Source organism: Klebsiella sp. Ech2A, from assembly GCF_030078455.1.
Taxonomy (GTDB): Bacteria; Pseudomonadota; Gammaproteobacteria; order Enterobacterales; family Enterobacteriaceae; genus Klebsiella; species Klebsiella terrigena.
On record NZ_JAQGFU010000002.1, the window covers coordinates 21149 to 47523 of the forward strand.

Here is a 26375-nt window from a genome sequence, read left to right on the forward strand (position 1 = left end):
CTACAGTTTATTACGCTTCGTCGCCGAACCAACAAATATTACGGGCGGCCATGATGAGCTCTCCGGCTTTTTCGTCGGTCAAGCCTTCGATATCAGCCAGATCATCAATGCCCTGCTCGGCGAGATCTTCCAGCGTACAAACGCCACGGGCAGCCAGTTTGAAAGCCATCAGACGTTCCAGACCTTCCAGATTCAGTAAATCATCGGCAGGTTTGGTGTCTCCCAGGCTTTCTTCCTGAGCCAGCGCCAACGTGGTCAGCGCATTTTTCGCACGCTCACGAAGTGCTTCAACGGTGGCTTCATCCAGACCGTCGATTTCCAGCAGTTCTTTCACCGGCACATAGGCCAGTTCTTCCAGAGTGGCGAAACCTTCTTCAACCAGCATCGTGGCGAAATCTTCATCAATATCAAGATACTTAGTGAAAGTATCGATCGCCGCATGGGCTTCAGCCTGGTGCTTAGCCTGCAGGTCATCAACGGTCATTACGTTGAGTTCCCAGCCGCTCAGTTGCGATGCCAGACGCACGTTCTGACCGTTACGGCCGATCGCCTGCGCCAGATTGCCCGCTTCAACGGCGATATCCATGGTGTGCTTGTCTTCATCCACCACGATAGACGCAACGTCAGCCGGAGCCATCGCGTTAATCACGAACTGCGCCGGGTTATCATCCCATAGGACGATATCGATACGCTCGCCGCCCAGTTCGGTAGAAACCGCCTGAACGCGCGCACCGCGCATGCCGACACAGGCGCCAACCGGATCGATACGCTTATCGTTGGTTTTCACCGCGATTTTCGCACGAGAGCCCGGATCGCGAGCGGCAGCTTTAATCTCGAGAACTTCTTCACCGATTTCCGGCACCTCAATGCGGAACAGTTCGATCAGCATTTCCGGCTTAGAACGGGTAACGAACAGCTGAGCGCCGCGCGCTTCCGGACGTACCGCGTACAGAACGCCGCGAATACGGTCGCCTGGACGGAAGTTTTCACGCGGCAGCATATCTTCACGCAGGATCACGGCTTCAGCATTGCTGCCCAGATCCAGAGTGATGTTATCGCGGTTCACTTTTTTCACCACGCCGGTGATGATTTCACCTTCGTGCTCGCGGAACTGATCGACAACCATTGCGCGTTCGGCTTCACGTACTTTCTGTACGATAACCTGTTTTGCCGTTTGCGTGGTGATACGGTCGAAGGTGACGGATTCAATCTGGTCTTCGACAAAGTCACCAGGATTCATGCTTTCGTCTTCGTAACGCGCCGCTTCAAGCGTAATTTCGCGAGTCGGCTGGGTAACTTCTTCTACGACCAACCAGCGACGGAAGGTGTCAAAATCACCGCTACGACGATCGATGCTCACACGCACGTCGATCTCTTGCTCGTATTTTTTCTTTGTCGCCGTTGCCAGAGCACTTTCCAGCGCTTCGAAAATCTTTTCGCGCGGCAGCGATTTTTCGTTGGAAACGGCTTCAACAACAGCCAAAATTTCTTTGTTCATCGGGGCCTTTCACCTCAATCCAGACTGTTAAAAGTGGGGAACCAGGTTCGCCTTCTGGATGTTACTCAGCGCGAACACTTCATCTTTACCTTCGACGGTTACCGTGATCATTTCACCGTCTACCGCTTTGATAACGCCCTGCCATTTGCGGCGATTTTGCACCGCCATACGCAGTACCAGCGCAACTTCTTCACCGGAAAAACGCGCATAGTGTTCGGCGGTAAACATCGGGCGATCGAGACCAGGTGAAGACACTTCCAGGTTATAAGCAACGGTGATCGGATCTTCGACGTCCATGACAGCACTGACCTGGTGGCTTACATCAGCACAATCATCAACATTGATGCCATTGTCACTATCAATATAGATGCGCAGTGTGGAAGTGCGACCACGAACGAATTCGATGCCGACCAGCTCAAAGCCAAGCGCTTCAACCGGCGCAGTGAGCATCTCTGTTAATTTTTGCTCTAATGTGGACAAACCCACCCCCAAGACATAAAAAAAGGGCGTATAGCCCAGTTATTCTGAAGTCAGATAACAAAAAACCCCGATAAATCGGGGTTTTAGATAACTGAACCCTGCGATCGCAACTGCGATCTGGAACACTTCCAGGAGAATTCTTTCAAATTCGGCTACGAAAGGACCAGGTCCTCACAGTATATTTGAAAAAGTACTCAAAGGGAAAGTGGTTGCGGGGGCCGGATTTGAACCGACGACCTTCGGGTTATGAGCCCGACGAGCTACCAGGCTGCTCCACCCCGCGCCTGAAACGTGGCATATTTTACTCTTATTGAGTAAAAGACGCAAATACTGCTGGGATTTGGTACCGAGGACGGGACATAAAATCGTGGTAAAGTGTATTGATAAACCCTATATTTTGTCAACATGTTTTTCACATTGTCCGGTTACCGTTTATGCTGGCATTTCGCCCTTTTTTAGCAAAAAAACAATGAATCACTTCCTGTCATCAATAAAAGATGATTAAATGAAAACTCACTATTAGTGCATAAACATGCAATAGGGACATATCCCATTTGACGTGATTTTTACGCCACCTTGGCATGGACAGCGCGAGAAGACCGGCGTGTATGGTTATACATAAAGGTTTTTAAGCATGACCCTGAACCTCAATGGCAAACGGAATAGTCAAATGGGACAGGTTCTGGACCTGGTAAACCGAACTCACAACAGTCTATCTAGCAGGGTTTTATTTTATGACGACGATTCTTAAGCATCTCCCGATTGGTCAACGTATTGGTATCGCTTTCTCTGGTGGACTGGATACCAGCGCCGCCCTGCTGTGGATGCGTAAAAAAGGCGCGGTACCTTACGCCTATACCGCTAACCTGGGCCAGCCGGACGAAGAGGATTACGATGCTATTCCTCGCCGCGCCAAAGAGTACGGTGCCGAGGGCGCTCGTCTGATCGACTGCCGTAAACAGCTGGTTGCTGAAGGCATTGCCGCTATCCAGTGCGGCGCATTCCATAACACCACCGGCGGCCTGACCTATTTTAACACCACCCCGCTCGGTCGTGCCGTTACCGGCACCATGCTGGTTGCCGCGATGAAAGAAGATGGCGTTAACATCTGGGGTGACGGCAGTACTTATAAAGGCAACGATATTGAGCGCTTCTATCGTTACGGCCTGCTGACCAACGCTGAGCTGAAAATTTACAAACCGTGGCTGGATAGCGACTTTATCGATGAGCTTGGCGGACGTCAGGAAATGTCCGAGTTCATGATTGCCTGCGGTTTTGACTACAAAATGTCCGTTGAGAAAGCCTACTCCACGGACTCCAACATGCTGGGCGCAACCCACGAAGCGAAGGACCTGGAATTCCTGAACTCCAGCGTCAAAATCGTCACCCCGATCATGGGGGTTAAGTTCTGGGATGAGAGCGTGAAGATCCCGGCAGAAGAAGTGACCATTCGCTTTGAGCAGGGCCATCCGGTCGCGCTCAACGGCCAAACCTTCAGCGATGACGTGGAGCTGATGCTGGAAGCAAACCGCATCGGCGGTCGCCACGGGCTTGGCATGAGCGACCAGATTGAAAACCGTATTATCGAAGCAAAAAGCCGCGGCATCTATGAAGCACCGGGCATGGCGCTGCTGCACATTGCCTATGAGCGTCTGCTGACCGGCATCCATAACGAAGATACCATTGAGCAGTACCACGCCCACGGGCGCCAGCTGGGTCGCCTGCTGTATCAGGGACGCTGGTTTGACTCTCAGGCGCTGATGCTGCGTGATGCGCTGCAGCGTTGGGTGGCGAGCGCGATTACCGGTGAGGTGACGCTGGAACTGCGTCGCGGCAATGATTACTCCATTCTGAACACCGTCTCCGACAATCTGACCTATAAAGCAGAGCGTCTGACAATGGAGAAAGGAGATTCAATGTTCTCCGCAGAAGACCGTATTGGTCAGCTGACGATGCGTAATCTGGATATCACCGATACCCGCGATAAGCTGTTCGGTTACGCACAATCCGGCCTGCTCACCGCGTCTTCAACCACCGGTCTGCCGCAGGTTGAGAATTTGGAAAATAGAGACAAATAATCTATTTTCATCTACTCTTTCAGCCGACGAATAATCCGTCGGCTTTTTTCTTTCGTCAGAATTGCGCCCCCTAAAACCTGCGGCTCATAATTTTACCGGTCGCGGCATCTAATAATTAGTACCTTATTGATCTCTTCTAGCCCGGCAATATTATTTTCTTTACGGTAGACTTCATTCATCGCCGACATCTGTTCGAGCCTGGTGAGCGCGCTGTAGACGTGACAGGCATCGCTGTCCTTATCGAAGATATCCTTTCTCTCCACATCCTACAGATAGTTGTCTTTTAATGACCGGCTAAGGCTGCCAATCAGCGCCGGGTTATCCTGAAAGCAGCGGGTAATTGACTGAGAGTTTTGTCCCGCGGGCTGAACGTCGCTATGCATTACCGGTACCGCCAGCGCATTAATAGCCTCTACCGGATCCGCCGCTGGCGTAGTACTACATCCGGACAAGCACAGCACGCCGGCAAGGATAAACAGCCTGAAATGCTTCATTGCGTTACTCACCTCTGATAAATAGATGAGCGCGACTTTAGCGACCTGGATGGGATCAAGGCCAGCGGAGAGTTATTTATAAATAAACAGCCGCCGAGTTAAGGCAAAAAAAAAGACGCTTTTCAGCGTCTTTTTTTGGAATATTGGTACCGAGGATGGGACTCGAACCCACAAGCCCGTTAGGGCACTACCACCTCAAGGTAGCGTGTCTACCAATTCCACCACCTCGGTACAGATACTACTTATCAGTGCGGGATATCGCTGCTCGGCTGCGCCGGCGCTGCTGGCTGAGTCTGCTCGGATTTCGGCGCGCTCAGATTATCCCACTCACTTCCTTTACTGGTCTTGTTGCTGTTGATATTGCCCAGCACCAAACTAATGATGAAGAACAACGCAGCCAGGATACCGGTCATGCGGGTCATGAAGTTACCAGAACCGCTAGAACCGAACAACGTGCCGGAAGCGCCTGCTCCGAACGAGGCTCCCATATCAGCGCCTTTACCTTGCTGCAGCATGATCAGACCAACAAGGCCAATCGCCACAATAAGGAAAACAACTAAAAGAGCTTCTTGCATAATCAACCTGTTCCTTGCGGATTCGCCGCATACCAATTGCTTCGACCAATAAAGCGGGACGCATTAACGTTTCCCACTGAAGCGGGTGTGAATACTAACCAAAGCGAATGACCTTCGCAAGGGCAATTTCGACGCATTGTATCAACTGCATAAAAAAACAGCAAAAAACCGTTTATTGGCAATTAAAAAAGCGGCAAGCGCCGCCTTTTTAATCACTTAGCGCCACAAGCTATGCGTTTTTAACCGCATCAGCGATGCGGTGAGCGAATTCGTGCACCTGCTCTTCGTGCTCGCCTTCAACCATCACGCGAATCAGCGGCTCGGTGCCGGATTTACGTAACAGCACCCGGCCACGTTTACCCAATGCGGCCTCAACCTCGGCGGCGACCGCTTTTACGCTCTCATGCTCGAGCGGGTTGCTGTTGTTATCGGTAAAGCGCACGTTGACCAGAATCTGCGGGAACATCTTCATGCCGCTGCACAGATCGTGCAGGCTCATATGGTTACGTACCATCGCGGCAACGACCTGCAGGCTTGCAACAATGCCGTCTCCGGTGGTCGTCTTATCCAGCAGGATAACGTGACCGGAGTTTTCGGCGCCAATACGCCAGCCTTTCTCCTGCATCTTCTCCAGCACATAGCGGTCGCCCACTTTTGCGCGAGCAAACGGGATACCCAGCTGTTTAAGCGCCAGCTCGAGTCCCATATTGCTCATTAGCGTGCCCACGGCACCGCCGCGCAGCTGGCCCTGACGCAGGCCTTCGCGGGCAATAATGTAGAGGATCTGGTCACCATCAACCTTATTGCCTTCATGGTCGACCATAATGACGCGGTCACCATCGCCGTCGTAGGCAATGCCCAGATCGGCCTTTTCCGCCAGCACGCGAGCCTGTAAGGCACGCACGTCTGTGGCCCCGACCTCTTCGTTGATATTAAGGCCGTTGGGCTCACAGCCCATTGCAATAACCTGTGCGCCGAGCTCGCGGAAGACGCTAGGCGCGATGTGGTAGGTCGCGCCGTGAGCGCAGTCAACAACCACTTTCAGCTCGTTCAGGCTCAGCTCATTCGGGAAAGTGCCTTTGCAGAACTCGATATAGCGCCCGGCCGCATCAACAATCCGGCTGGCTTTACCTAATTCCGCAGAGTCGACGCAGGTCAGCTCTTTCTCCATCTCGGCTTCAATCGCCTCTTCGACGTTATCCGGCAGCTTGGTACCCTCAATAGAGAAGAACTTGATCCCGTTGTCGTAGAAAGGGTTATGCGACGCTGAAATGACGATACCGGCCTCAGCGCGGAAAGCGCGGGTCAGATAAGCCACCGCCGGCGTAGGCATTGGGCCAGTGAATGAGGCGGAGAGACCGGCTGCCGCCAGGCCCGCTTCGAGGGCCGACTCCAGCATATAGCCGGAAATGCGGGTATCTTTACCGATGATGATTTTACGCGAACCGTGACGCGCGAGAACTTTTCCTGCAGCCCAGCCCAGCTTAAGCACAAATTCCGGCGTAATTGGCGCCTCGCCAACGCGGCCACGGATACCATCGGTGCCAAAATATTTACGGTTACTCATAACGTTTATTTTCCTTTGTAGCCAGAGTGGCTTCCACCACGCGCAGCGCTTCTACCGTTTCTTTGACGTCATGGACGCGAACTATCTGCGCGCCCTGCATCGCCGCAATTACTGCGCAAGCCAGGCTACCGCTGAGGCGCTCTGCCGGCCCAACGTTCAGCAACTGACCGACCATCGACTTACGCGACATACCTACCAACAGCGGGAGACCAAAATGGTGGAACTCGCCGAGTCGAGCAAGCAGCTCATAATTATGGGAAAGATTTTTACCGAAACCGAATCCTGGGTCGAGCAACAATTTATCTTTTGCGATCCCAGCCCGTTCGCAGCGCACAATATGCTCGGTGAAAAAGCGGGTCACATCGGCGAAGACGTCTTCGTACTTCGGCGCAGCCTGCATGGTTTTCGGCTGCCCTTGCATATGCATCAGGCACACCGGCAGACCGGTTTCTGCCGCCGCTTCCAGCGCGCCGGGCTCCGTGAGCGAACGGATATCGTTGATGATATGCGCCCCTACCCGAGCGGCTTCACGGATCACTTCAGGCTTTGACGTATCGACCGAGATCCACACTTCAAAACGCTGAGCAATGGCTTCCACAACCGGGATCACGCGCGCCAGCTCTTCCTCAACGCTAACATCCAGCGCCCCAGGACGCGTCGATTCGCCGCCGATATCGATGATAGTCGCCCCGGCATTAATCATCAGATTGGCATGCTTCACCGCCTCAACCAGCGAATTGTGTGCCCCGCCGTCGGAGAAGGAGTCCGGCGTAACGTTAAGGATACCCATCACGTGCGGGTGGGTGAGATCGAGGGTTGAGCCCTGGGCTACAAGTTTCATCGCGAGATCCCTGAATCAGGAGAGATAAATAAAAAGAAAAACCCCAGAGCGGACGCCCCAGGGTTTAGATATGCACAACCACATCAACAGCGGCTAACTTATTTGTCGCCTAGCTGCTCTGACATCGTGTTACCCGGGTTTGGCGTACGCGGTTCATCGACCGGACGCGGCGCACTCGGGGTGCCGTTGTTGCCAGAATTGTTGGTGCCTGGATCTTCCCAGCCAGCCGGTGGGCGAACGTCACGACGTGCCATCAGGTCGTCAATCTGCGGTGCATCGATGGTCTCATACTTCATGAGCGCATCTTTCATCGAGTGCAGAATATCCAGATTGTCATTCAGGATCTGACGGGCGCGGTTGTAGTTACGCTCAATCAGTGATTTCACTTCCTGGTCAATGATACGTGCGGTCTCATCGGACATATGCTTGGCTTTCGCTACGCTGCGTCCGAGGAATACTTCACCCTCTTCTTCCGCATACAGCAGCGGACCGAGTTTGTCGGAGAAGCCCCACTGAGTCACCATGTTACGTGCCAGGTTGGTCGCGACCTTAATGTCGTTCGACGCGCCGGTAGAAACATGCTCTGCGCCGTAGATAATCTCTTCCGCCAGACGACCGCCGTACAGGGTCGAAATTTGGCTTTCCAGCTTCTGACGGCTGGCGCTGATTGCATCGCCTTCCGGCAGGAAGAACGTGACGCCCAGAGCGCGGCCGCGCGGAATAATCGTCACCTTATGCACCGGATCGTGTTCCGGCACCAGGCGGCCAATAATCGCATGTCCTGCTTCGTGGTAAGCGGTCGACTCTTTCTGCGCTTCCGTCATCACCATGGAGCGACGTTCCGCACCCATCATGATTTTGTCTTTAGCCTTTTCGAACTCAACCATCGATACCACGCGTTTGTTGCCACGGGCAGCAAACAGAGCGGCTTCGTTCACCAGGTTCGCCAGGTCAGCACCGGAGAAGCCCGGGGTACCGCGCGCGATGATTGCCGCGTCGATATCAGGCGACAGCGGAACGCGACGCATGTGAACTTTCAGGATCTGCTCACGACCGCGAACATCCGGCAGACCAACGACAACCTGACGGTCGAAGCGGCCCGGACGCAGCAGCGCGGGGTCCAGAACGTCCGGACGGTTTGTTGCGGCGATAACGATAATACCTTCGTTACCTTCGAAACCATCCATCTCAACCAGCATCTGGTTCAGCGTCTGCTCACGCTCATCGTGACCACCGCCCAGACCAGCGCCACGCTGGCGACCGACGGCGTCGATTTCATCGATGAAGATAATGCACGGAGCCGCTTTCTTAGCCTGTTCGAACATGTCACGCACGCGAGATGCGCCGACACCCACGAACATTTCTACGAAGTCAGAACCGGAAATTGTGAAGAACGGCACTTTCGCTTCACCGGCGATCGCTTTCGCCAGCAGCGTTTTACCGGTACCCGGAGGGCCGACCATCAGAACGCCTTTCGGGATTTTACCGCCCAGCTTTTGGAAACGGCTCGGCTCACGCAGATATTCCACCAGTTCGGCCACTTCATCTTTCGCTTCATCGCAACCCGCGACATCAGCAAAAGTGGTTTTGATCTGGTCTTCCGTCAGCATACGGGCTTTGCTTTTGCCGAAGGACATCGCGCCCTTTCCGCCGCCGCCCTGCATTTGCCGCATAAAGAAGATCCAGACGCCGATCAGCAACAGCATCGGGAACCAGGAAATGAAGATGGAGGCCAGCAGGCTCGGTTCTTCCGGCGGTTCGCCAACCACTTTGACGTTTTTCGTCAACAGGTTATCGAGCAGCTTCGGATCGTTAACCGGAATGTAAGTCGTGTAACGGTTACTATCTTTCTTGGTAACGTTGATCTCACGTCCGTTGATACGCGCTTCGCGAACCTGGTCCTGGTTGACCTCTTGCAGGAAGGTTGAATAATCCACCTTACGGCCATTAGACTCGCTGGGCCCAAAGCTCTGGAATACTGACATCAGCACGACGGCAATGACCAGCCAGAGTATTAGGTTTTTCGCCATGTCACTCAAGGGATTAACCTCTTATTACAACTGTGTTAAAAACAGCGTCAGGATACTCTATATCCAGTTTCTTTCAAACTTTCGTTTGAAATCTACCGGTTATGGTTTTCGCCCGGTCGCTACAATGTACACTTCACGCGAACGAGCACGGGAAGAGTCCGGCTTACGAACTTTGACCTTCGTAAACAGGGAGCGAATTTCTCTTAGATACTCATCGAAGCCTTCGCCCTGGAACACCTTAACTACAAAACTACCACCTGGCGCTAATACATCACGAGCCATTCCAAGCGCCAGTTCCACCAAATACATGGCCCGGGGGATGTCCACCGCCGGTGTTCCGCACATGTTTGGCGCCATATCGGACATGACAACTTGTACTTTACTGTCACCTACGCGCTCAAGTAACGCTTTCAGGACTAATTCATCACGAAAGTCGCCCTGAAGGAAGTCCACACCAACGATTGGATCCATCGGTAAAAGATCGCAAGCGATGATGCGGCCGCTGTTTCCGATCTGCGTGACCGCATATTGCGACCAGCCTCCGGGTGCAGCACCGAGGTCAACAACCGTCATCCCCGGCTTAAAAATTTTGTCACTTTGCTGTATTTCATCAAGTTTAAACCAGGCTCGGGAACGTAACCCCTTTTTCTGTGCCTGGAGAACATATTTATCGCTAAAGTGTTCCTGAAGCCAGCGGCTGGAACTGGCAGAACGCTTTTTACCTGTCATTTAACATTCCCATTTCGGGTTCATCATACTTTGCGACGTAAAAATCGACACTGTAGTTTGGCGATATATGGGAGATGGCGGTAGAATGAACCGTTTTCAATCCCAACGTAAGCAAAAAAATACGATGAATCTGAGTACTAAACAAAAACAGCACCTGAAAGGTCTGGCACATCCGCTCAAGCCGGTAGTTATGCTTGGCAATAATGGTTTGACCGAAGGGGTACTGGCCGAGATCGAACAAGCGCTAGCGCACCATGAGCTCATCAAGGTGAAAATCGCCTCGGAAGACCGCGAGACTAAAACCCTGATCGTGGAAGCTATCGTACGCGAAACCGGCGCCTGTAACGTACAGGTCATCGGTAAAACGCTGGTACTGTACCGCCCATCTAAAGAGCGTAAAATCTCGCTGCCACGCTAAGAATATCCTGAATCTCGACACAACTTTGTGTAAAACGAGGGATTTCTGCGGGTAGACGAGCAAAATGCCATGCTCTGGACGTTGATAAAAGGCCGCTATGCGGCCTTTTTCCTTTCTTTACAATCTATCAACAGCGTAGCGGGAAATACTAATTAAAGGTACTCAACCTTGATAATTTCGTATTCGACCTCGCCACCCGGCGTGCGGATTGTCACCACATCATCCTGCTCTTTACCGATCAGCCCGCGAGCGATCGGCGAGTTCACGGAGATAAGATTCTGCTTAAAATCCGCTTCGTCATCGCCCACGATGCGATAAATCTGTTCTTCGTCGGTATCGAGGTTCAGGATGTTAACCGTCGAACCAAAAATCACGCGGCCGTTATTCGGCATTTTGGTGATATCGATAACCTGCGCATTGGACAGCTTGGCCTCAATATCTTTGATACGACCTTCACAGAAACCCTGCTGTTCGCGGGCCGCATGGTACTCAGCGTTCTCTTTGAGATCGCCATGTTCACGGGCGTCGGCGATGGCTGCAATGATTTCAGGGCGACGAACGGATTTCAGAAAATCCAGCTCTTCGCGTAGTTTTTCAGCGCCACGTAAGGTCATCGGAATAGCTTGCATTTGTTATACCTCTTTATCATTCCTTCATGGAACGGATATCCCCGTTCCGCAACCTGCCTGGCAAAAAGCAGGACAGGAGCAAAAAGAAAACCAACCCGGGAAACATTCCCCAGGTCAGCAGCAATTTTCAATTTGATACGTATTTTACCCTGAAGTTCACTATGGGTCATCGTTTACTTTACAGGGTGTTGCACCGTAGTATGACGGCTCGGTTTCAGGTTGTTAGCGCGAGATTATGCGATTTTCCAGATTTATCATCGGATTGACTGCCGGCATTGCGTTTAGCGCTCAGGCGGCAAACATTGACGAGTACATCAACCAGCTTCCTGCGGGTGCTAACCTCGCCTTTATGGCGCAAAAGGTCGGCTCCCCTACGCCGGAGATAGACTTTCACAGCCAGCAAATGGCGCTACCGGCCAGTACTCAGAAGGTGATCACCGCGCTGGCTGCCCTGCTCCAGCTGGGGCCAGACTTCCGTTTCACCACCACGCTGGAAACCAAAGGTACCCTCGACGGTGGCGTGCTGAAAGGTGACCTGATTGCCCGTTTTGGCGGCGATCCTACGCTCAGGCGGCAGGATATTCGTAATATGGTGGCCACGCTCAAAAAGGCCGGCGTCCAGCGGATCGAAGGGAACGTCCTGATCGATACCTCGGTCTTCGCCAGCCATGACAAAGCGCCGGGCTGGCCGTGGAACGATATGACCCAGTGCTTTAGCGCCCCGCCGGCGGCGGCGATCGTCGATCGCAACTGTTTCTCGATCTCGCTGTACAGCGCGCAGAAGCCCGGAGACCTGGCGTTTATTCGCGTCGCTTCGTATTACCCGGTCACCATGTTCAGCCAGGTCCGCACGCTGGCCCGCGGCTCCGCGGAGGCTCAGTACTGCGAGCTCGACGTGGTCCCGGGCGATCTTAACCGCTTCACCCTGACCGGCTGTCTGCCGCAGCGTAGCGAGCCGCTGCCGCTGGCCTTTGCCATTCAGGACGGCGCCAGCTATGCCGGGGTGATCCTGAAGTCTGAATTGACCCAGGCCGGCATCACCTACAGTGGGACCCTGCTACGCCAGACGCTGGCCAACGATCCGGGGACCGTGCTGGCGAGCACTCAGTCCGCGCCGCTGCACGACCTCCTGCGCATCATGCTGAAAAAATCAGACAACATGATTGCCGATACCGTATTCCGCACCATTGGTCACGCGCGCCTCGGCGTGCCGGGCACCTGGCGTGCGGGTTCCGATGCGGTACGCCAAATCCTGCGTCAGCAGGCTGGCATCGACCTGGGCAATACGATTATTGCCGACGGTTCCGGCCTGTCGCGCCACAACCTGATTGCTCCCGCCACGATGATGCAGGTGCTGCAATATATTGCCCAGCACGATAATGAGCTCAACTTCATCTCGATGCTGCCGCTCGCCGGTCATGACGGGTCGCTGCAGTACCGTGCGGGTCTGCATCAGGCGGGCGTTGATGGTAAGGTTTCCGCGAAGACCGGCTCCCTGCAGGGAGTCTATAATCTGGCGGGCTTTATCACCGGCGCCAGCGGGCAGAAAATCGCTTTCGTGCAGTATCTGTCAGGCTATGCGGTACCGCCAGCCGATCAGCGCAACCGTCGAATTCCGCTGGTGCGCTTCGAAAGCCGGCTGTATAAGGATTTGTACCAGAACAACTAAATACAAAAGGGCCGCATCAGATGCGGCCCTTTTCGTTCTACCCGACGATGTTCCCCGCTTAGCATGACGCCGCAGGGACCGGTGCAAACCAGAATTAACGCTTGTAGATGAACTCAACGCCTTCTTCGTCGTCTTCGTCCCAGTCGTCATCCCAGTCTTCGTCGTCTTCCACTTCGATCTCAGCGCTTTCAAGCTGCTCGCGGTGGTAGTCATCCCACATGAACTCGACTTTCTCAGCCGGCTTATCTTCCTGCGCATGCACGATTGGGTTTTCGATGATAAAGGTCATCACGTCCCAGCACAGGTCCTTCACGCCCTGCTGGCTCGCCGCAGAAATCAGGTAGAACTTATCATCCCAGCCCAGCGCTTCGGCAATGGCTTTCGCCTTCTCTTCAGCCTGCGCTTTATCCATCAGGTCGATCTTGTTGAAGACCAACCAGCGTGGTTTCGACGCCAGGTTCTCGCTGTATTTTTCCAGCTCGCCGATGATAATGCGCGCATTCTCGACCGGATCGGAGCCGTCGATCGGCTCAATATCGATGAGGTGCAGCAGCACGCGGCAGCGCTCAAGGTGCTTGAGGAAGCGAATACCGAGGCCTGCGCCTTCAGCGGCGCCTTCAATCAGCCCTGGAATATCCGCCACGACGAAGCTCTTCTCGTTATCCATACGTACAACGCCGAGGCTAGGAACCAGCGTGGTGAACGGATAATCGGCAACTTTCGGCTTCGCTGCAGAAACGGCGCGAATGAAGGTGGATTTACCGGCGTTCGGCATCCCCAGCATCCCAACGTCTGCCAGCAGCATCAACTCAAGCTGCAGATCGCGCTTGTCGCCCGGCGTACCCATCGTTTTCTGACGCGGGGTACGGTTGACGGACGATTTGAAGCGGGTGTTACCCAGGCCGTGCCAGCCGCCTTTGGCGACCATCAGGCGCTGACCGTGCTTGGTCATATCGCCCATGGTCTCGCCGGTCCCCTGATCGATAACACGGGTCCCTACGGGCACCTTCACCGAGACGTCTTTACCACGCTTACCGGTACAGTCACGGCTTTGCCCGTTCTGCCCGCGTTCAGCGCGGAAAGCTTTCTCAAAACGGTAGTCAATCAGGGTGTTCAGGTTCTCGTCCGCTTCCAGCCAAACGTCGCCGCCATCACCGCCGTCGCCGCCGTCAGGGCCGCCTCTTGGGATATATTTTTCACGGCGGAAGCTCACGCAACCATTGCCGCCATCACCTGCTACGACCAGGATCGTTGCTTCATCAACAAACTTCATTTTACTCTCCGTAAATCATTCGCCTGAGCGGGGGACTACTACAACCGCTTCATTTTTACGCCAGCGTCCCCAAAGACGATGACCAATGGCGGAAAACATCGCGCCCGCAACCACGACAAACGCACCGAGATAACCCAACAGGTTTAACATCGGTTTGACGAAGAAATCGGGCCAGGCAATTGATAATAAATCTGAAAATAACAGCGTAAACAGCGGGGTTAGCGTAATTAATGCGCTCACCTGTGCTGCCTGCCAACGCGCCATCGCTTCCGCGAGTGCGCCATAACCTACCAACGTGTTCAAACCACAAAAGATCAGGCACGCCAGCTGCCAGTCGCTTAGCTGGGATATCACACCCGGCTTTGCCAACGGCAATAGTGCAATCGTACATAAAGTGTACAGCAAAAACAGGATTTGCTGTGACGCCAGACGACGCAATAACACCTTTTGCGCGACGCCGTAGCTCACCCACACCGTCGCTGCAGCCACGCCAAAAATCACACCCCAGGTGTAATCCGTCAGGCGGGTAAAAATCTCTATCAGGCTGGTGTTGAAGAACATCACCAGCCCGCAGAGCAGCATTATCGCACCGATAACCTGGGTCCCGCGCATCTTCTCCTTGAGAATAAAGACGCTGGCGACCATCATGCCAACCGGGGACAGCTGGCCAATCACCTGCGAGGCCGTCGGGCTTAAATATTGCAAGGACGAGCTGAACAGAATGAAGTTACCGAACAGACCGCCCGTCGCGATAGCCAGTAAAATTAGCCAGCGAGGCTTGCGGAAAAGATGCAGCGGCGGCAGCCTGCCTTTAATCGCCAGGATCGCCCCGAGGCCAATACTCGCCATTAAAAAGCGATAGAACACCACCGTTGGCGGTTCCATCACTTCCAGAACCTGCTTCATTGCGATGGGCAGCGCACCCCAGCACATTGCGGTGGTGAGCGCCAAAACAATACCTATGCCGGCCTGCTGCTTCATGCCCGTTTTACCTGCGGAAAATTTTCCGGACTTCTAATGTAAAAAGCCCCGCAACACGTTGCGGGGCTTTAATCCGTTACCGGACCTCGAAAACCTTACTCAGCAACGATGCTGATATATTTACGGTTGTTCGGGCCTTTAACTTCAAATTTCACTTTACCGTCTGCTTTAGCAAACAGAGTGTGGTCACGACCGCAACCTACGTTGCTACCAGCGTGGAATTTGGTACCACGCTGACGAACGATGATGCTACCCGCCAGAACGGTTTCGCCACCGAAACGCTTAACGCCCAGGCGTTTAGCTTCTGAGTCGCGACCGTTACGAGTTGAGCCGCCAGCCTTTTTATGTGCCATTTAAATCTCTCCTCAGGTCTTAGGCGCTGATGCCAGTAATTTTCACATCAGTGAACCACTGACGATGGCCCTGCTGCTTACGGTAGTGTTTACGACGACGAAACTTAACGATTTTAACTTTCTCGCCACGACCATGAGCAACAACTTCAGCTTTGATTACGCCGCCCTCAACGAAAGGAACGCCGATCTTGATTTCTTCACCGTTTGCGACCATCAGCACTTCAGCGAACTCAACAGCTTCGCCAGTTGCGATGTCCAGCTTTTCCAGGCGAATGGTCTGACCTTCGCTTACTCGGTGTTGTTTACCACCACTTTGGAAAACCGCGTACATATAAAACTCCGCTTCCGCGCACCTCTTAATGTGATTTAGAGTGCGCTATAAATATTCACAATAGGGCGCGAATATTACGCAAAAGGCGAGCCTTTGACAAGAGCGATCGTCGCTCAACGCAGAAAAAAAACACAACTTTCACGCTAACGTTTATCTATGCCATTTTTTCAGTACAATCATATCTTCTTTTAATTCTATCTTAATCCTGCTGTGAACCCACCTGGATTCGCGGTAACAGGACTTGTGGCCCGGCTTTTGCGATGAATTTAGAAAAAATCAATGAGTTAACCGCGCAAGATATGGCGGGTGTCAATGCGACAATCCTTGAGCAACTCGACTCAGATGTTCAGCTTATCAATCAGTTAGGCTATTACATCGTCAGCGGAGGCGGTAAACGTATTCGTCCGATGATTGCGGTCCTCGCGGCGCGCGCCGTCGGTTATCAGGGGAATGCGCACGTCACCATTGCCGCGCTGATCGAATTTATCCATACCGCGACCCTGCTTCATGATGATGTCGTTGACGAGTCGGATATGCGTCGTGGCAAAGCCACGGCCAATGCGGCCTTCGGCAATGCAGCCAGCGTGCTGGTTGGTGATTTTATCTATACCCGCTCTTTCCAGATGATGACCAGCCTCGGCTCGCTGAAGGTGCTGGAGGTCATGTCAAAAGCCGTTAACGTGATTGCCGAAGGCGAAGTCCTGCAGCTGATGAACGTTAACGACCCGGACATCACCGAAGAAAACTACATGCGGGTGATTTACAGCAAAACGGCCCGACTGTTCGAGGCCGCCGCGCAATGTTCCGGGATCCTGGCCGGCTGCACCGAGGAACAGGAGCGGGCATTACAGGACTACGGCCGCTATTTGGGCACCGCTTTCCAGCTGATCGATGATTTGCTGGACTACAGCTCCGACGGCGACCGTCTGGGTAAAAACGTGGGCGATGACCTGAACGAGGGTAAACCTACTCTGCCGCTGCTGCATGCGATGCGCCACGGCACTCCGGAGCAGTCCGCCATGATCCGCGGCGCAATCGAACAGGGTAACGGACGTCACCTGCTGACAGCCGTTCTGGAGGCCATGGGCGCCTGCGGTTCGCTGGAATGGACCCAAAAGCGCGCGGAAGAAGAAGCCGACAAGGCGATTGTTGCGCTTCAGGTTTTACCCGACTCGCCGTGGCGCGAAGCGCTCATCGGCCTGGCGCACATCGCCGTACAGCGCGATCGCTAATCGCCCTTTCGACCCTTCCCGCGCGTCGCGCGGGAAAGTTCCTAAAAAATCCCCAGCCCTCCCCCTCAGCCGCTGAACCTTGATGAATTCTGAATATTCATTCTATTTACTGGAACTTGTTAGAACTTTAATAAACCAGGGGTATAGTGACCCTGTCGTCCGCTTGGGGCGATCTGGAACCTTATCACCAGGAGAATTTATGGATAAGTTCATCGATTGGCACCCGGCCGATATTATCGCCGGATTACGTAAAAAGGGCACATCGCTGGCAGCGGAATCGCGACGCAACGGTCTGAGTTCCTCAACCCTGGCCAATGCCCTAACCCGGCCGTGGCCCAAAGGCGAACTGATTATTGCGAACGCGCTGGAAACCACGCCCTGGGCTATTTGGCCGTCACGCTACCATGACCCGATTACCCATCGGTTTATCGACAGAACGCAGATGATACGCCAGAAGAAAAGTGAGAAGTGAGTCGAGGTAATACAGGATGCAGCCCCCGGACCAACGTCAGAGGGCTGCGATAGCAGCTTTACTCGCCTTTGACGCGTTCGATATTCGCGCCCAGCGCCTGCAGCTTATCTTCAATCCGCTCGTATCCGCGGTCGATGTGATAGATACGATCGACAATCGTGGTGCCTTCCGCAATACAGCCCGCCAGTACCAGGCTTGCCGATGCGCGCAGGTCGGTTGCCATTACCTGAGCACCGGACAGCTGGGCCACGCCGTGGCAGATCGCCGTATTGCTTTCGATTTCCGCGTGTGCGCCCATACGGATCAGTTCCGGAATGTGCATAAAGCGGTTTTCGAAAATGGTCTCGGTAATCACGCCGGTGCCTTCAGCCACCAGGTTTAGCAGCGTAAACTGCGCCTGCATGTCGGTCGGGAATCCCGGGTGCGGCGCGGTACGTACGTTGACGGCTTTAGGACGATTGCCGTGCATATCAAGGCTAATCCAGTCTTCACCGGTCTCAATATCGGCACCCGCGTCACGCAGCTTCGCCAGCACGGCGTCGAGGGTATCAGGCTGCGCATTGCGGCAGACGATTTTACCGCCGGAGATTGCCGCCGCGACCAGGAAGGTCCCGGTTTCGATGCGGTCCGGCAGAACGCGATATACGCCGCCGCCCAGACGCTCTACGCCTTCAATGGTAATGCGGTCAGAGCCCTGGCCTTTAATTTTCGCGCCCAGCGCAACGAGGAAGTTGGCCGTATCGACGATTTCCGGCTCACGCGCGGCGTTTTCGATAACGGTGGTGCCTTCTGCCAGCGTCGCGGCGCTCATGATGGTGACGGTCGCGCCAACGCTGACCTTATCCATAACGATATGCGCGCCTTTGAGGCGTCCATTGACCGATGCCTTGACGTAGCCCTCTTCCAGCTTGATCTCGGCGCCCAGCTGCTCCAGGCCGGTAATATGCAGGTCAACCGGACGGGCGCCGATCGCACAGCCGCCCGGCAGTGAAACCTGGCCCTGGCCAAAACGCGCCACCAGCGGCCCCAGCGCCCAGATAGAGGCGCGCATGGTTTTGACTAAATCGTACGGAGCACAGAAGACGTCAACCGGGCCCGCATCAATCCATACCGAACCGTTACGCTCAACTTTGGCGCCGAGCTGGCTCAGCAGCTTCATCGTGGTATCAATGTCTTTCAGCTTCGGTACATTCTGGATCTCAATCGGCTCGTCTGCCAGCAGTGCGGCAAAGAGGATCGGCAGGGCTGCGTTTTTCGCACCGGAGATGGTGACTTCGCCCTGGAGACGAGTCGGACCCTGAACACGGAATTTATCCATTGATTCTGTTCTCTGTTAAGAATTCATATACGCTGCAGGGAGCATCCCTACAGCTTAAAAGCCATTTAGCTTGCGATCGCGGGCCCACTCCTGCGGGGTATACGCCTTGATCGACAGAGCATGGATGCGGTTGTCGGCAATATATTCCATCAGCGGGGCGTAGATAGTCTGCTGCTTCTTCACGCGGCTCATGCCGTCGAACAGCTCGCCCACAGCAATAACCTGAAAGTGACTGCCATCGCCAGAGACGTGGACTTCCTGGAGGGAGAGTGCGTTCATCAGCACGGTCTGAATTTCATGATTTTCCATGGGTTCAAATTTTATCTGGTAGTGAAAATAGCCCAACATCTTAGAGGAAAGTGACGCGGTCTTAAACAAGCAAAAAGCCCCATCGAAAATATTGATGGGGCTTTGCGGATAGCGCCAGTGGTAACACTCTGAAAAATTATGGGATCATATCGGCAGGAAGGTTGTAAAGACCGATCAGCGTTTGCAAATTATCGCTCTTGCCGATCAGCTGCGCCTCCCTGCCCTGGCGACGAATCAGCGCCACGAAATGCACCAGCAGCGCCAGGCCCGCGGTATCGACCCGGGTTACCGCGCTCAGGTCGATAGTCGATACGCCTTCAGTCGCCTGCGCGCGGTCGTCCCAGAGCGGGACCAGCAGATCCTGGTCCAGCTCACCCTGCAGTGCCAGGCGCTCGCCGCTGCGGGTCCAGCTCAGCTGACCGCTCATTATTTTTTCTGTTCCAGGGTAATCGGCTGGGCGGAGATCGATTTCAGCTGCGCGGTCAGGCCATCGACGCCTTTAGTACGCAGCAGATCGCTCCACTCGTTCTGCTTGGTGGTGATCATGCTCACCCCTTCAGCAATCATATCGTAGGCCTGCCAGTTGCCGGTCTGGGTGTTTTTACGCCACTGGAAGTCCAGGCGCACCGGCGGACGACCGTTAGGATCGAGGATCGTCACGCGAATAGGAACGATAGTCGCATCGCCCAGCGGCTGTTCCGGCGCGATTTGATAGGTCTGACCGTGATACATCGCCAGCGCCTGGCCGTACGCCTGCTTCAGATATTCGCGGAAGGCGGTAAAGTAGGCTTCACGCTGCGCCGGGGTTGCATCTTTGTAATAGCGGCCCAGCACCAGCGCGCCGGCGTACTTCACCTGCACGTACGGCATCAGCTCCTGGTCGACGATTTCACGCAGATAGTTCGGGTTAGCCTGAATCTTCGGCTGCTCATTTTTCAGGCGGTCGAAGGTTTTCTGCGCGGCTTCATCCATCAGCTTGTACGGATTGGACTGATCCGCTGCGGTCGCTGCGGTCAATGGCGCAATCGCCAGCATGGCGATCATCAGTAAGCGTTTAAACATATCGGGTCTCTCCTGAGTTAGTGCGTCGTGGCGGCAGGCTGCGCTGCGTCAGTATGACTTTCCTGGGCTGCCGGATCATCGCCAGAATTCTTATTGTCGCTGCCTTTACTGTTGTAAAGGAACTGGCCAATCAGGTCTTCCAGAACCATGGCAGATTTAGTGTCCTGAATCGTCCCACCATCTTTAAGGATAGATGTTCCCAGCTCCGGATCTTCAAACCCCATGTTCAGAGCCAGGTACTGCTCGCCCAGCAGGCCGGAAGTACGAATGGCCAGCGAGCTGGAGTCAGGAATATGGTTGTAGCTCTCATCGATATCGATGGCTACCCGCGGCAGGTAGGTTTTTGGATCGAGGGTGATGTCCGCCACCCGGCCAACGACCACGCCGCCAATGCGTACCGGCGAGCGCGCCTTCAGGCCGCCGATATTGTCAAACGTCGCGTAAAGACGATACGTCGGCTCGGTTCGCAGAGAGGTCACGTTCGCGGCCTTCAGGCATACAAACAGCGCCGCCAGCAGCGCCACCAGTAAAAATACGCCTACCCAGATTTCACTTTTTTTCGTTTGCATGAACTCAATTCCCAAACATCAGCGCAGTCAGCACAAAATCCAGCCCCAGAACCGCCAGCGACGAATGCACCACGGTGCGCGTCGTTGCCCGGCTAATCCCTGCGGAAGTGGGGATAGCGTCATAACCGTTAAATAACGCTACCCATGTCACCGTAATGGCGAAAACCAGACTCTTAATCAGGCAGTTAACCAGATCCATTCGCCAGTCGACGGCGTTTTGCATCGCGGTCCAGAAGAAGCCGCTGTCGATACCTTTCCAGTTAACGCCAACCAGCGAACCGCCCCAGATCCCCACCGCGACAAAAATAATCGTCAGCAGCGGCAGTGAGATAACGCCGGCCCAAAAGCGCGGCGATATTACGCGACGCAGAGGATCGACGGCCATCATCTCCATGCTCGAGAGCTGTTCGGTCGCACGCATCAGCCCTATTTCGGCGGTCAGCGCCGAACCGGCACGCCCGGCAAACAGCAGCGCGGCAACCACCGGTCCCAGCTCGCGCAGCAGAGACAGCGCCACCAGCATACCAAGACTGGTTTCTGCGCTGTAGGTGGTTAACACCAGATACCCCTGCAGGCCGAGCACCATGCCGATGAACAGCCCCGACACGATGATGATCAGCATCGACAGCACGCCAACGTTGTACAGCTGGCGCACCAGCAGCGGCGCGTGCTTGCGAAACTCCGGCTTGCCCACTACGGCGTTGAAAAGCATTAATCCGGCACGCCCAAAAGCCGCGGTGGTTTTAATCCCCCGATGGCCGAGCGATGCCAGCATATTTAGCAGCATCAGTCGTTTAACTCCCTATGCCTAATAAATCATGCTGATAGTCGCCTGCCGGGTAGCGGAACGGCACCGGGCCGTCGGCGATACCATCAATAAACTGGCGAACCCGAGGGTCGGCATTTTCCCGCAGCGACCGGGCGCTGCCGTGGGCGACGATTTTCTTATCGGCCACAATATAGGCGTAATCCGCAATACTGAGCACTTCCGGTACGTCGTGCGATACCACGATACAGGTGACGCCCAGGGTACTATTAAGTTCAGAAATCAGCTTAACCAGCACGCCCATGGTGATGGGATCCTGGCCGACGAACGGTTCGTCAAACATGATGAGATCCGGTTCGAGCGCGATAGCTCTTGCCAGCGCGGCACGGCGCGCCATGCCGCCGGATAGCTCAGAAGGCATCAGCATTGCCGCACCGCGCAGGCCAACGGCCTCAAGCTTCATCATCACGGTAGTATGCAGCAGCGCTTCGGGCAGCTGAGTGTGCTCGCGCAGCGGATAGGCCACGTTATTAAAGACGTTCATATCGGTGAACAGCGCGCCGGACTGAAACAGCATGCTCATGCGCTTACGTACGGTATACAGGCGCGAACGCGACATCTGCGGCACGTTTTCGCCATCAAACAGGATTTCGCCGCTGTCCGGCGGGATCTGGCCGCCGATCAGGCGCAGCAGGGTCGTTTTACCGATTCCCGATGGCCCCATGATCGCCGTGATCTTACCGCGCGGCACCGACAGCGAGATATCATCAAAGATCGCGCGATCGCCTCGAGAGAAGCTGATACCGCGTACTTCGACTAAATTCGCCAGAGTTTGGCTCATAAAATCATCCTTACAAAACATCCCTCAGGCTAAGCATGGTGCTTTCTTCCACCATAAACCCAACATTTTTACAGAATCTTACCTGCCCGGGTTAGCGAAAGCTGGCATTTGTTTTACTTTTGACAAACATAAAGTCAAAATTAAGAATTCGTTACGCTGCGTACGGACGATCAGCGAGGCGACGATTATACCTGAAGAAAGGACTTTAGATGCTCTTAGCGACGGCTCTGTTAATAATTGGTTTACTGCTGGTGGTCTACAGCGCCGATCGTCTGGTCTACGCCGCTTCAATACTGTGCCGCATGATAGGGATCCCGCCGCTTATCATTGGCATGACGGTGGTGAGTATCGGCACCAGCCTGCCCGAGATCATCGTCTCTGCGGCCGCCTCCCTGCACGGGCAGACCGATCTGGCCATCGGGACGGCGATCGGATCCAACATCACCAATATCCTGTTAATTCTTGGCCTCGCCGCCTTACTTCATCCATTTACCGTACATTCTGATATCCTGCGCCGCGAACTGCCGCTAATGTTGCTGGTCAGCCTGCTCGCGAGCTTTGTCCTCTATGACGGCCAGCTCTCGCGCATGGACGGCCTTTTTTTACTGGCGCTAGCCATACTATGGCTACTGTTCACGGTAAAAATAGCGCGCATCGCCGAGCGTCAGGGTAACGACAGCCTGACCCGGGAGCAGATAGCGGAGCTGCCGCGGGAAGGTTCGCTCCCCGTCGCTCTGCTGTGGCTCGGGGTGGCGATGATTGTCATGCCGATGGCAACCCGCATGGTGGTGGATAATGCCACCGTGCTGGCGAACTACTTCGCCATCAGCGAGCTGACCGTTGGCCTCACGGTGGTCGCCATCGGCACCAGCCTGCCGGAACTGGCAACGGCGATTGCTGGCGCCCGTAAAGGGGAAGATGATATCGCCATCGGGAATATCATTGGCGCCAATATCCTGAATATTGTCCTGGTTCTCGGGCTGCCGGCGCTGATCGCGCCGGGATCCTTCGCCCCCGAAGCGTTTACGCGCGACTATGCCGTCATGATGCTGGTCAGCGTAATTTTCGCCCTGCTGTGCTGGCGCCGAAAACGGCAGCCCAGCCGACTTGCCGGGGCGCTGCTGGTCGGCGGTTTTGTGGTTTGGTTGGCGATGCTGTACTGGGCAGCACCGCTCTTTGGTGAATGAATCGGGATACCATTATGTCGCAAACAGATTTGCCAACGGATTTTGACTTTCAACGGGCAGGCCGCGAGGTCCTGGAAATTGAACGTGAAGGTCTGGCTCAGCTCGATCAATACATTAATGAAGATTTTACGCGCGCCTGCGAAACGATTTTCCGCTGCACGGGCAAAGTGGTGGTCATGGGGATGGGTAAGTCCGGCCATATCGGGCGCAAAATGGCAGCCACCTTCGCCAGCACCGGTACGCCGTCGTTCTTCGTTCATCCCGGCGAGGCGGCCCACGGCGATTTAGGCATGGTCACGCCGCAGGACGTTATTATCGCCCTGTCGAACTCCGGCGAATCGAACGAAATGCTCGCGCTGATCCCGGTGCTTAAGCGCCAGCGGGTGCCGCTGATCTGCATGACCAGCCGCCCGGAAAGCAGCATGGCGCGCGCGGCGGATATCCACCTGTGCGTGAAGGTGCTGAAAGAAGCCTGTCCGCTTGGCCTTGCCCCGACGTCAAGCACCACCGCGGCGCTGGTGATGGGCGATGCTCTGGCGGTCGCGCTGCTGGAAGCGCGCGGCTTTACCGCCGAAGATTTCGCGCTGTCGCACCCCGGCGGCGCGCTGGGCCGCAAGCTGCTGCTGCGGGTCAATGATATCATGCACACGGGCGATGAAATCCCGCACGTGACGCTGCAGGCCACGCTGCGCGATGCGCTGCTGGAAATCACGCGGAAAAATTTAGGCATGACCGCTGTCTGCGACGATGAGATGAACATCATCGGTATTTTCACCGACGGCGACCTGCGCCGGGTGTTCGATTCCGGGGTCGATATGCGTAATGCCGGCATCGCCGAGGTCATGACGCCGGGTGGGATTCGCATCCGTCCCGGCATTCTGGCCGTCGATGCGCTAAACCTGATGCAAGCCCGTCATATCACCTGCGTATTAGTTGCCGATGGCGACCGTCTGTTGGGTGTGGTACATATGCACGATCTCCTGCGCGCAGGCGTAGTGTAAGTAAGGATAAAATAATGAATAATGCTGATGCTCCGCTGGCGACCTGCTACGGACCGGTAAGCCCTGAATTTCTCGAACGCGCGGCGAAGATCCGTTTACTGATCCTCGACGTCGACGGCGTGCTTTCCGACGGTCTGATCTATATGGGCAACAACGGCGAAGAGCTGAAGGCGTTCAACGTACGCGATGGCTACGGGATCCGCTGCGCGCTGACTTCAGGTATTGAAGTGGCGATTATTACCGGGCGAAACGCTAAACTAGTAGAAGATCGCTGTCAGACGTTAGGCATTACGCATCTCTATCAAGGGCAGTCCGATAAGCTGCTGGCCTTCCGTGACTTATTAAGCAAGCTGGCCGTCCGTGCGGACGAAGTGGCCTATATTGGCGATGACCTGATCGACTGGCCGGTAATGGCAGAAACAGGCTTAAGCGTTGCCGTAGCGGATGCGCACCCGCTGCTGCTTCCACGCGCAGACTATGTTACCCGCATCAACGGCGGGCGCGGAGCGGTACGCGAAGTCTGCGATTTGTTACTATTGGCGCAGGGCAAGCTGGATGAGGCCAAAGGGCAATCAATATGAGTAAAACCAGACGTTGGGTTATCATTTTACTGTCGCTGGTCGCGCTGATCCTGATCGGCCTTAACCTGGCGGGTACGGACGATAGCGCTCAGCCGGAGGTCAATCCTGATGACCCAACCTATACCAGCGAGCATACCGATACCGTCGTTTACAGTCCGGAAGGGGCGCTTAACTATCGCCTTATCGCCGAGCACGTGGCGTATTTTTCTGCGCAGGAGCTGTCGTGGTTCACTCAGCCGGTGATGACCACCTTTGATACCAACAAAGTTCCAACCTGGTCAATCAAAGCGGATAAAGCCAAGCTGACCAACGATCGTATGCTGTATCTTTATGGGCACGTTGAGGTAAATGCGCTAAGCACCGACTCTCAACTGCAGAAAATTACGACGGATAACGCCCAGATAAATCTGGTGACGCAGGATGTTACCTCCGATGACATGGTGACGTTGTACGGGACAACATTTAATTCCAGTGGCCTAAGAATGCGCGGTAACCTGCGCAGCAAAAATGCCGAGCTGATTGAAAAGGTTAGAACCTCTTATGAAATTCAGAACAAACAAACTCAGCCTTAAGATTGCGCTCGCCAGCGCCATACTGGCCGCCAGCCTGCCGGCACTGGCAAAGACTGGCGACACCGATCAGCCGATTCATATCGAATCCGATCAGCAGTCGCTGGATATGCAGGGCAATGTTGTCACCTTTACCGGTAATGTCGTCGTGACCCAGGGCACCATCAAGATCAATGCCGATAAGGTCGTGGTCACTCGTCCCGGCGGCGAAAGGGGTAAAGAGGTGATCGACGGATACGGCAATCCGGCAACCTTCTTCCAGATGCAGGATAACGGCAAGCCGGTGAAAGGCCGCGCGTCAAAAATGCATTATGAACTGCAAAATGATTTCGTCGTACTGACCGGCAATGCGCATCTGGAACAGATCGATAGCAATATCCAGGGTGACAAGATCACCTATCTGGTGAAAGAGCAGAAAATGCAGGCGTTCAGCAACAAAGGCGGGCGCGTGACTACGGTTCTGGTTCCTTCGCAGCTGCAGGACAAAGGCACCGATCAGCCAAAGAAAGGTAAGTAATTCGT

Annotated in this window: 29 protein-coding genes, 2 tRNA genes and 1 pseudogene; 10 read left to right on the plus strand and 22 right to left on the minus strand. The window is 54.7% G+C overall.

What is annotated here, in order from left to right:
* Positions 1-10: 10 nt before the first annotated feature.
* The 3 genes from nusA to PFH44_RS00735 form a co-directional block, all read right to left on the minus strand.
* On the minus strand, positions 11-1498 hold the full coding sequence (gene nusA, locus PFH44_RS00725; protein WP_045856615.1) for a transcription termination factor NusA: 1488 nt from the start codon (positions 1496-1498) through the stop codon (positions 11-13).
* Positions 1499-1525: 27 nt separating this feature from the next.
* On the minus strand, positions 1526-1978 hold the full coding sequence (gene rimP / locus PFH44_RS00730) for a ribosome maturation factor RimP (protein ID WP_072051836.1): 453 nt from the start codon (positions 1976-1978) through the stop codon (positions 1526-1528).
* A 206-nt stretch (positions 1979-2184) separates the two neighbouring features.
* Positions 2185-2261: transfer RNA gene (locus PFH44_RS00735), tRNA-Met, on the minus strand.
* A gap of 451 nt (positions 2262-2712) precedes the next feature.
* On the opposite strand from PFH44_RS00735, the gene argG reads away from it, so the two are divergent.
* Positions 2713-4056 carry an argininosuccinate synthase gene (argG, locus tag PFH44_RS00740; RefSeq protein WP_076946560.1) on the plus strand — a complete coding sequence of 448 codons (1344 nt, stop codon included), beginning with the start codon at positions 2713-2715 and terminating at the stop codon, positions 4054-4056.
* 92 nt (positions 4057-4148) lie between these two features.
* On the opposite strand, the pseudogene PFH44_RS00745 reads toward argG, so the two are convergent.
* The 7 genes and pseudogenes from PFH44_RS00745 to rlmE form a co-directional block, all read right to left on the minus strand.
* A pseudogene (locus tag PFH44_RS00745) lies at positions 4149-4550 on the minus strand (hypothetical protein).
* Between the two features lie 144 nt (positions 4551-4694).
* A tRNA-Leu gene (locus PFH44_RS00750) sits at positions 4695-4781 on the minus strand.
* 14 nt (positions 4782-4795) lie between these two features.
* Positions 4796-5125 (minus strand): preprotein translocase subunit SecG, encoded by a 330-nt coding sequence (secG, locus tag PFH44_RS00755; RefSeq protein WP_041147397.1) that lies wholly within the window; start codon positions 5123-5125, stop codon positions 4796-4798.
* Between the two features lie 229 nt (positions 5126-5354).
* Positions 5355-6692, minus strand: coding sequence for a phosphoglucosamine mutase (gene glmM / locus PFH44_RS00760; protein ID WP_045856605.1), 1338 nt, complete (start codon positions 6690-6692; stop codon positions 5355-5357).
* Positions 6685-7533 carry a dihydropteroate synthase gene (gene folP, locus PFH44_RS00765; RefSeq protein WP_123708951.1) on the minus strand — a complete coding sequence of 283 codons (849 nt, stop codon included), beginning with the start codon at positions 7531-7533 and terminating at the stop codon, positions 6685-6687. Before folP ends, glmM begins: the two co-directional genes overlap by 8 nt.
* Before the next feature lie 98 nt (positions 7534-7631).
* On the minus strand, positions 7632-9563 hold the full coding sequence (ftsH, locus tag PFH44_RS00770; protein WP_045856601.1) for an ATP-dependent zinc metalloprotease FtsH: 1932 nt from the start codon (positions 9561-9563) through the stop codon (positions 7632-7634).
* A gap of 99 nt (positions 9564-9662) precedes the next feature.
* Positions 9663-10292 (minus strand): 23S rRNA (uridine(2552)-2'-O)-methyltransferase RlmE, encoded by a 630-nt coding sequence (gene rlmE, locus PFH44_RS00775; protein ID WP_041147401.1) that lies wholly within the window; start codon positions 10290-10292, stop codon positions 9663-9665.
* Between the two features lie 124 nt (positions 10293-10416).
* Here rlmE and yhbY point away from each other — a divergent pair, with 124 nt between their 5' ends.
* On the plus strand, positions 10417-10710 hold the full coding sequence (gene yhbY, locus PFH44_RS00780) for a ribosome assembly RNA-binding protein YhbY (protein ID WP_041147757.1): 294 nt from the start codon (positions 10417-10419) through the stop codon (positions 10708-10710).
* A gap of 152 nt (positions 10711-10862) precedes the next feature.
* Here yhbY and greA read toward each other — a convergent pair whose 3' ends face one another.
* On the minus strand, positions 10863-11339 hold the full coding sequence (gene greA, locus PFH44_RS00785) for a transcription elongation factor GreA (RefSeq protein ID WP_045856599.1): 477 nt from the start codon (positions 11337-11339) through the stop codon (positions 10863-10865).
* Between the two features lie 235 nt (positions 11340-11574).
* Between greA and dacB the strand changes: the two genes are divergently transcribed.
* Positions 11575-13008, plus strand: a complete 1434-nt coding sequence (gene dacB, locus PFH44_RS00790) for a serine-type D-Ala-D-Ala carboxypeptidase (RefSeq protein WP_283824080.1) — start codon at positions 11575-11577, stop codon at positions 13006-13008.
* A gap of 94 nt (positions 13009-13102) precedes the next feature.
* On the opposite strand, the gene cgtA is transcribed toward dacB, so the two are convergent.
* The 4 genes from cgtA to rplU all read right to left on the minus strand — a co-directional run bounded on the left by cgtA (position 13103) and on the right by rplU (position 15946).
* Complete coding sequence (gene cgtA, locus PFH44_RS00795) at positions 13103-14281, minus strand: Obg family GTPase CgtA (protein WP_045856595.1); 1179 nt, start codon at positions 14279-14281, stop codon at positions 13103-13105.
* A gap of 15 nt (positions 14282-14296) precedes the next feature.
* On the minus strand, positions 14297-15262 hold the full coding sequence (locus PFH44_RS00800; RefSeq protein ID WP_045856593.1) for a DMT family transporter: 966 nt from the start codon (positions 15260-15262) through the stop codon (positions 14297-14299).
* Positions 15263-15357: 95 nt separating this feature from the next.
* Entirely contained in the window at positions 15358-15615 is a 258-nt protein-coding gene (gene rpmA, locus PFH44_RS00805) for a 50S ribosomal protein L27 (protein ID WP_041147406.1), read from the minus strand.
* A gap of 19 nt (positions 15616-15634) precedes the next feature.
* On the minus strand, positions 15635-15946 hold the full coding sequence (gene rplU, locus PFH44_RS00810) for a 50S ribosomal protein L21 (protein WP_041147407.1): 312 nt from the start codon (positions 15944-15946) through the stop codon (positions 15635-15637).
* Between the two features lie 260 nt (positions 15947-16206).
* Between rplU and ispB the strand changes: the two genes are divergently transcribed.
* Positions 16207-17178 (plus strand): octaprenyl diphosphate synthase, encoded by a 972-nt coding sequence (ispB, locus tag PFH44_RS00815; protein ID WP_283824081.1) that lies wholly within the window; start codon positions 16207-16209, stop codon positions 17176-17178.
* A 199-nt stretch (positions 17179-17377) separates the two neighbouring features.
* Complete coding sequence (gene sfsB, locus PFH44_RS00820; RefSeq protein ID WP_041147409.1) at positions 17378-17650, plus strand: DNA-binding transcriptional regulator SfsB; 273 nt, start codon at positions 17378-17380, stop codon at positions 17648-17650.
* A gap of 58 nt (positions 17651-17708) precedes the next feature.
* Here sfsB and murA read toward each other — a convergent pair whose 3' ends face one another.
* From murA to mlaF, 7 genes are all read right to left on the minus strand, one after another.
* Entirely contained in the window at positions 17709-18968 is a 1260-nt protein-coding gene (murA, locus tag PFH44_RS00825) for a UDP-N-acetylglucosamine 1-carboxyvinyltransferase (protein WP_041147410.1), read from the minus strand.
* A 54-nt stretch (positions 18969-19022) separates the two neighbouring features.
* Positions 19023-19277, minus strand: coding sequence for a BolA family iron metabolism protein IbaG (ibaG, locus tag PFH44_RS00830; RefSeq protein ID WP_041147411.1), 255 nt, complete (start codon positions 19275-19277; stop codon positions 19023-19025).
* 136 nt (positions 19278-19413) lie between these two features.
* Positions 19414-19704 carry a lipid asymmetry maintenance protein MlaB gene (mlaB, locus tag PFH44_RS00835; protein WP_045856589.1) on the minus strand — a complete coding sequence of 97 codons (291 nt, stop codon included), beginning with the start codon at positions 19702-19704 and terminating at the stop codon, positions 19414-19416.
* The gene (gene mlaC, locus PFH44_RS00840; protein ID WP_045856587.1) at positions 19704-20339 is read right to left on the minus strand and encodes a phospholipid-binding protein MlaC; all 636 of its coding nucleotides are present in this window, start codon (positions 20337-20339) and stop codon (positions 19704-19706) included. Before mlaC ends, mlaB begins: the two co-directional genes overlap by 1 nt.
* 17 nt (positions 20340-20356) lie before the next feature.
* A complete protein-coding gene (gene mlaD, locus PFH44_RS00845; RefSeq protein WP_045857854.1) occupies positions 20357-20908 on the minus strand; it encodes an outer membrane lipid asymmetry maintenance protein MlaD in 552 nt (183 codons plus the stop codon).
* A 4-nt stretch (positions 20909-20912) separates the two neighbouring features.
* Positions 20913-21695 (minus strand): lipid asymmetry maintenance ABC transporter permease subunit MlaE, encoded by a 783-nt coding sequence (mlaE, locus tag PFH44_RS00850; RefSeq protein ID WP_045856585.1) that lies wholly within the window; start codon positions 21693-21695, stop codon positions 20913-20915.
* Between the two features lie 7 nt (positions 21696-21702).
* Complete coding sequence (gene mlaF, locus PFH44_RS00855; RefSeq protein ID WP_041147415.1) at positions 21703-22515, minus strand: phospholipid ABC transporter ATP-binding protein MlaF; 813 nt, start codon at positions 22513-22515, stop codon at positions 21703-21705.
* Between the two features lie 209 nt (positions 22516-22724).
* Between mlaF and PFH44_RS00860 the strand changes: the two genes are divergently transcribed.
* Genes PFH44_RS00860 through lptA form a run of 5 tightly spaced genes read left to right on the plus strand, consistent with a single transcriptional unit; the run spans position 22725 to position 26370 of the window.
* Positions 22725-23702 carry a calcium/sodium antiporter gene (locus tag PFH44_RS00860; RefSeq protein ID WP_045856583.1) on the plus strand — a complete coding sequence of 326 codons (978 nt, stop codon included), beginning with the start codon at positions 22725-22727 and terminating at the stop codon, positions 23700-23702.
* Positions 23699-24703, plus strand: coding sequence for an arabinose-5-phosphate isomerase KdsD (gene kdsD, locus PFH44_RS00865; RefSeq protein WP_200842819.1), 1005 nt, complete (start codon positions 23699-23701; stop codon positions 24701-24703). The genes PFH44_RS00860 and kdsD overlap by 4 nt, the downstream gene beginning before the upstream one ends.
* A gap of 14 nt (positions 24704-24717) precedes the next feature.
* Positions 24718-25284: a 3-deoxy-manno-octulosonate-8-phosphatase KdsC gene (gene kdsC / locus PFH44_RS00870; RefSeq protein WP_045856581.1), complete on the plus strand. Its 567-nt coding sequence runs from the start codon at positions 24718-24720 to the stop codon at positions 25282-25284.
* Entirely contained in the window at positions 25281-25856 is a 576-nt protein-coding gene (gene lptC / locus PFH44_RS00875) for an LPS export ABC transporter periplasmic protein LptC (protein ID WP_283824082.1), read from the plus strand. The genes kdsC and lptC overlap by 4 nt, the downstream gene beginning before the upstream one ends.
* A complete protein-coding gene (gene lptA, locus PFH44_RS00880) occupies positions 25825-26370 on the plus strand; it encodes a lipopolysaccharide ABC transporter substrate-binding protein LptA (RefSeq protein ID WP_045856577.1) in 546 nt (181 codons plus the stop codon). The genes lptC and lptA overlap by 32 nt, the downstream gene beginning before the upstream one ends.
* Positions 26371-26375 lie beyond the last annotated feature (5 nt).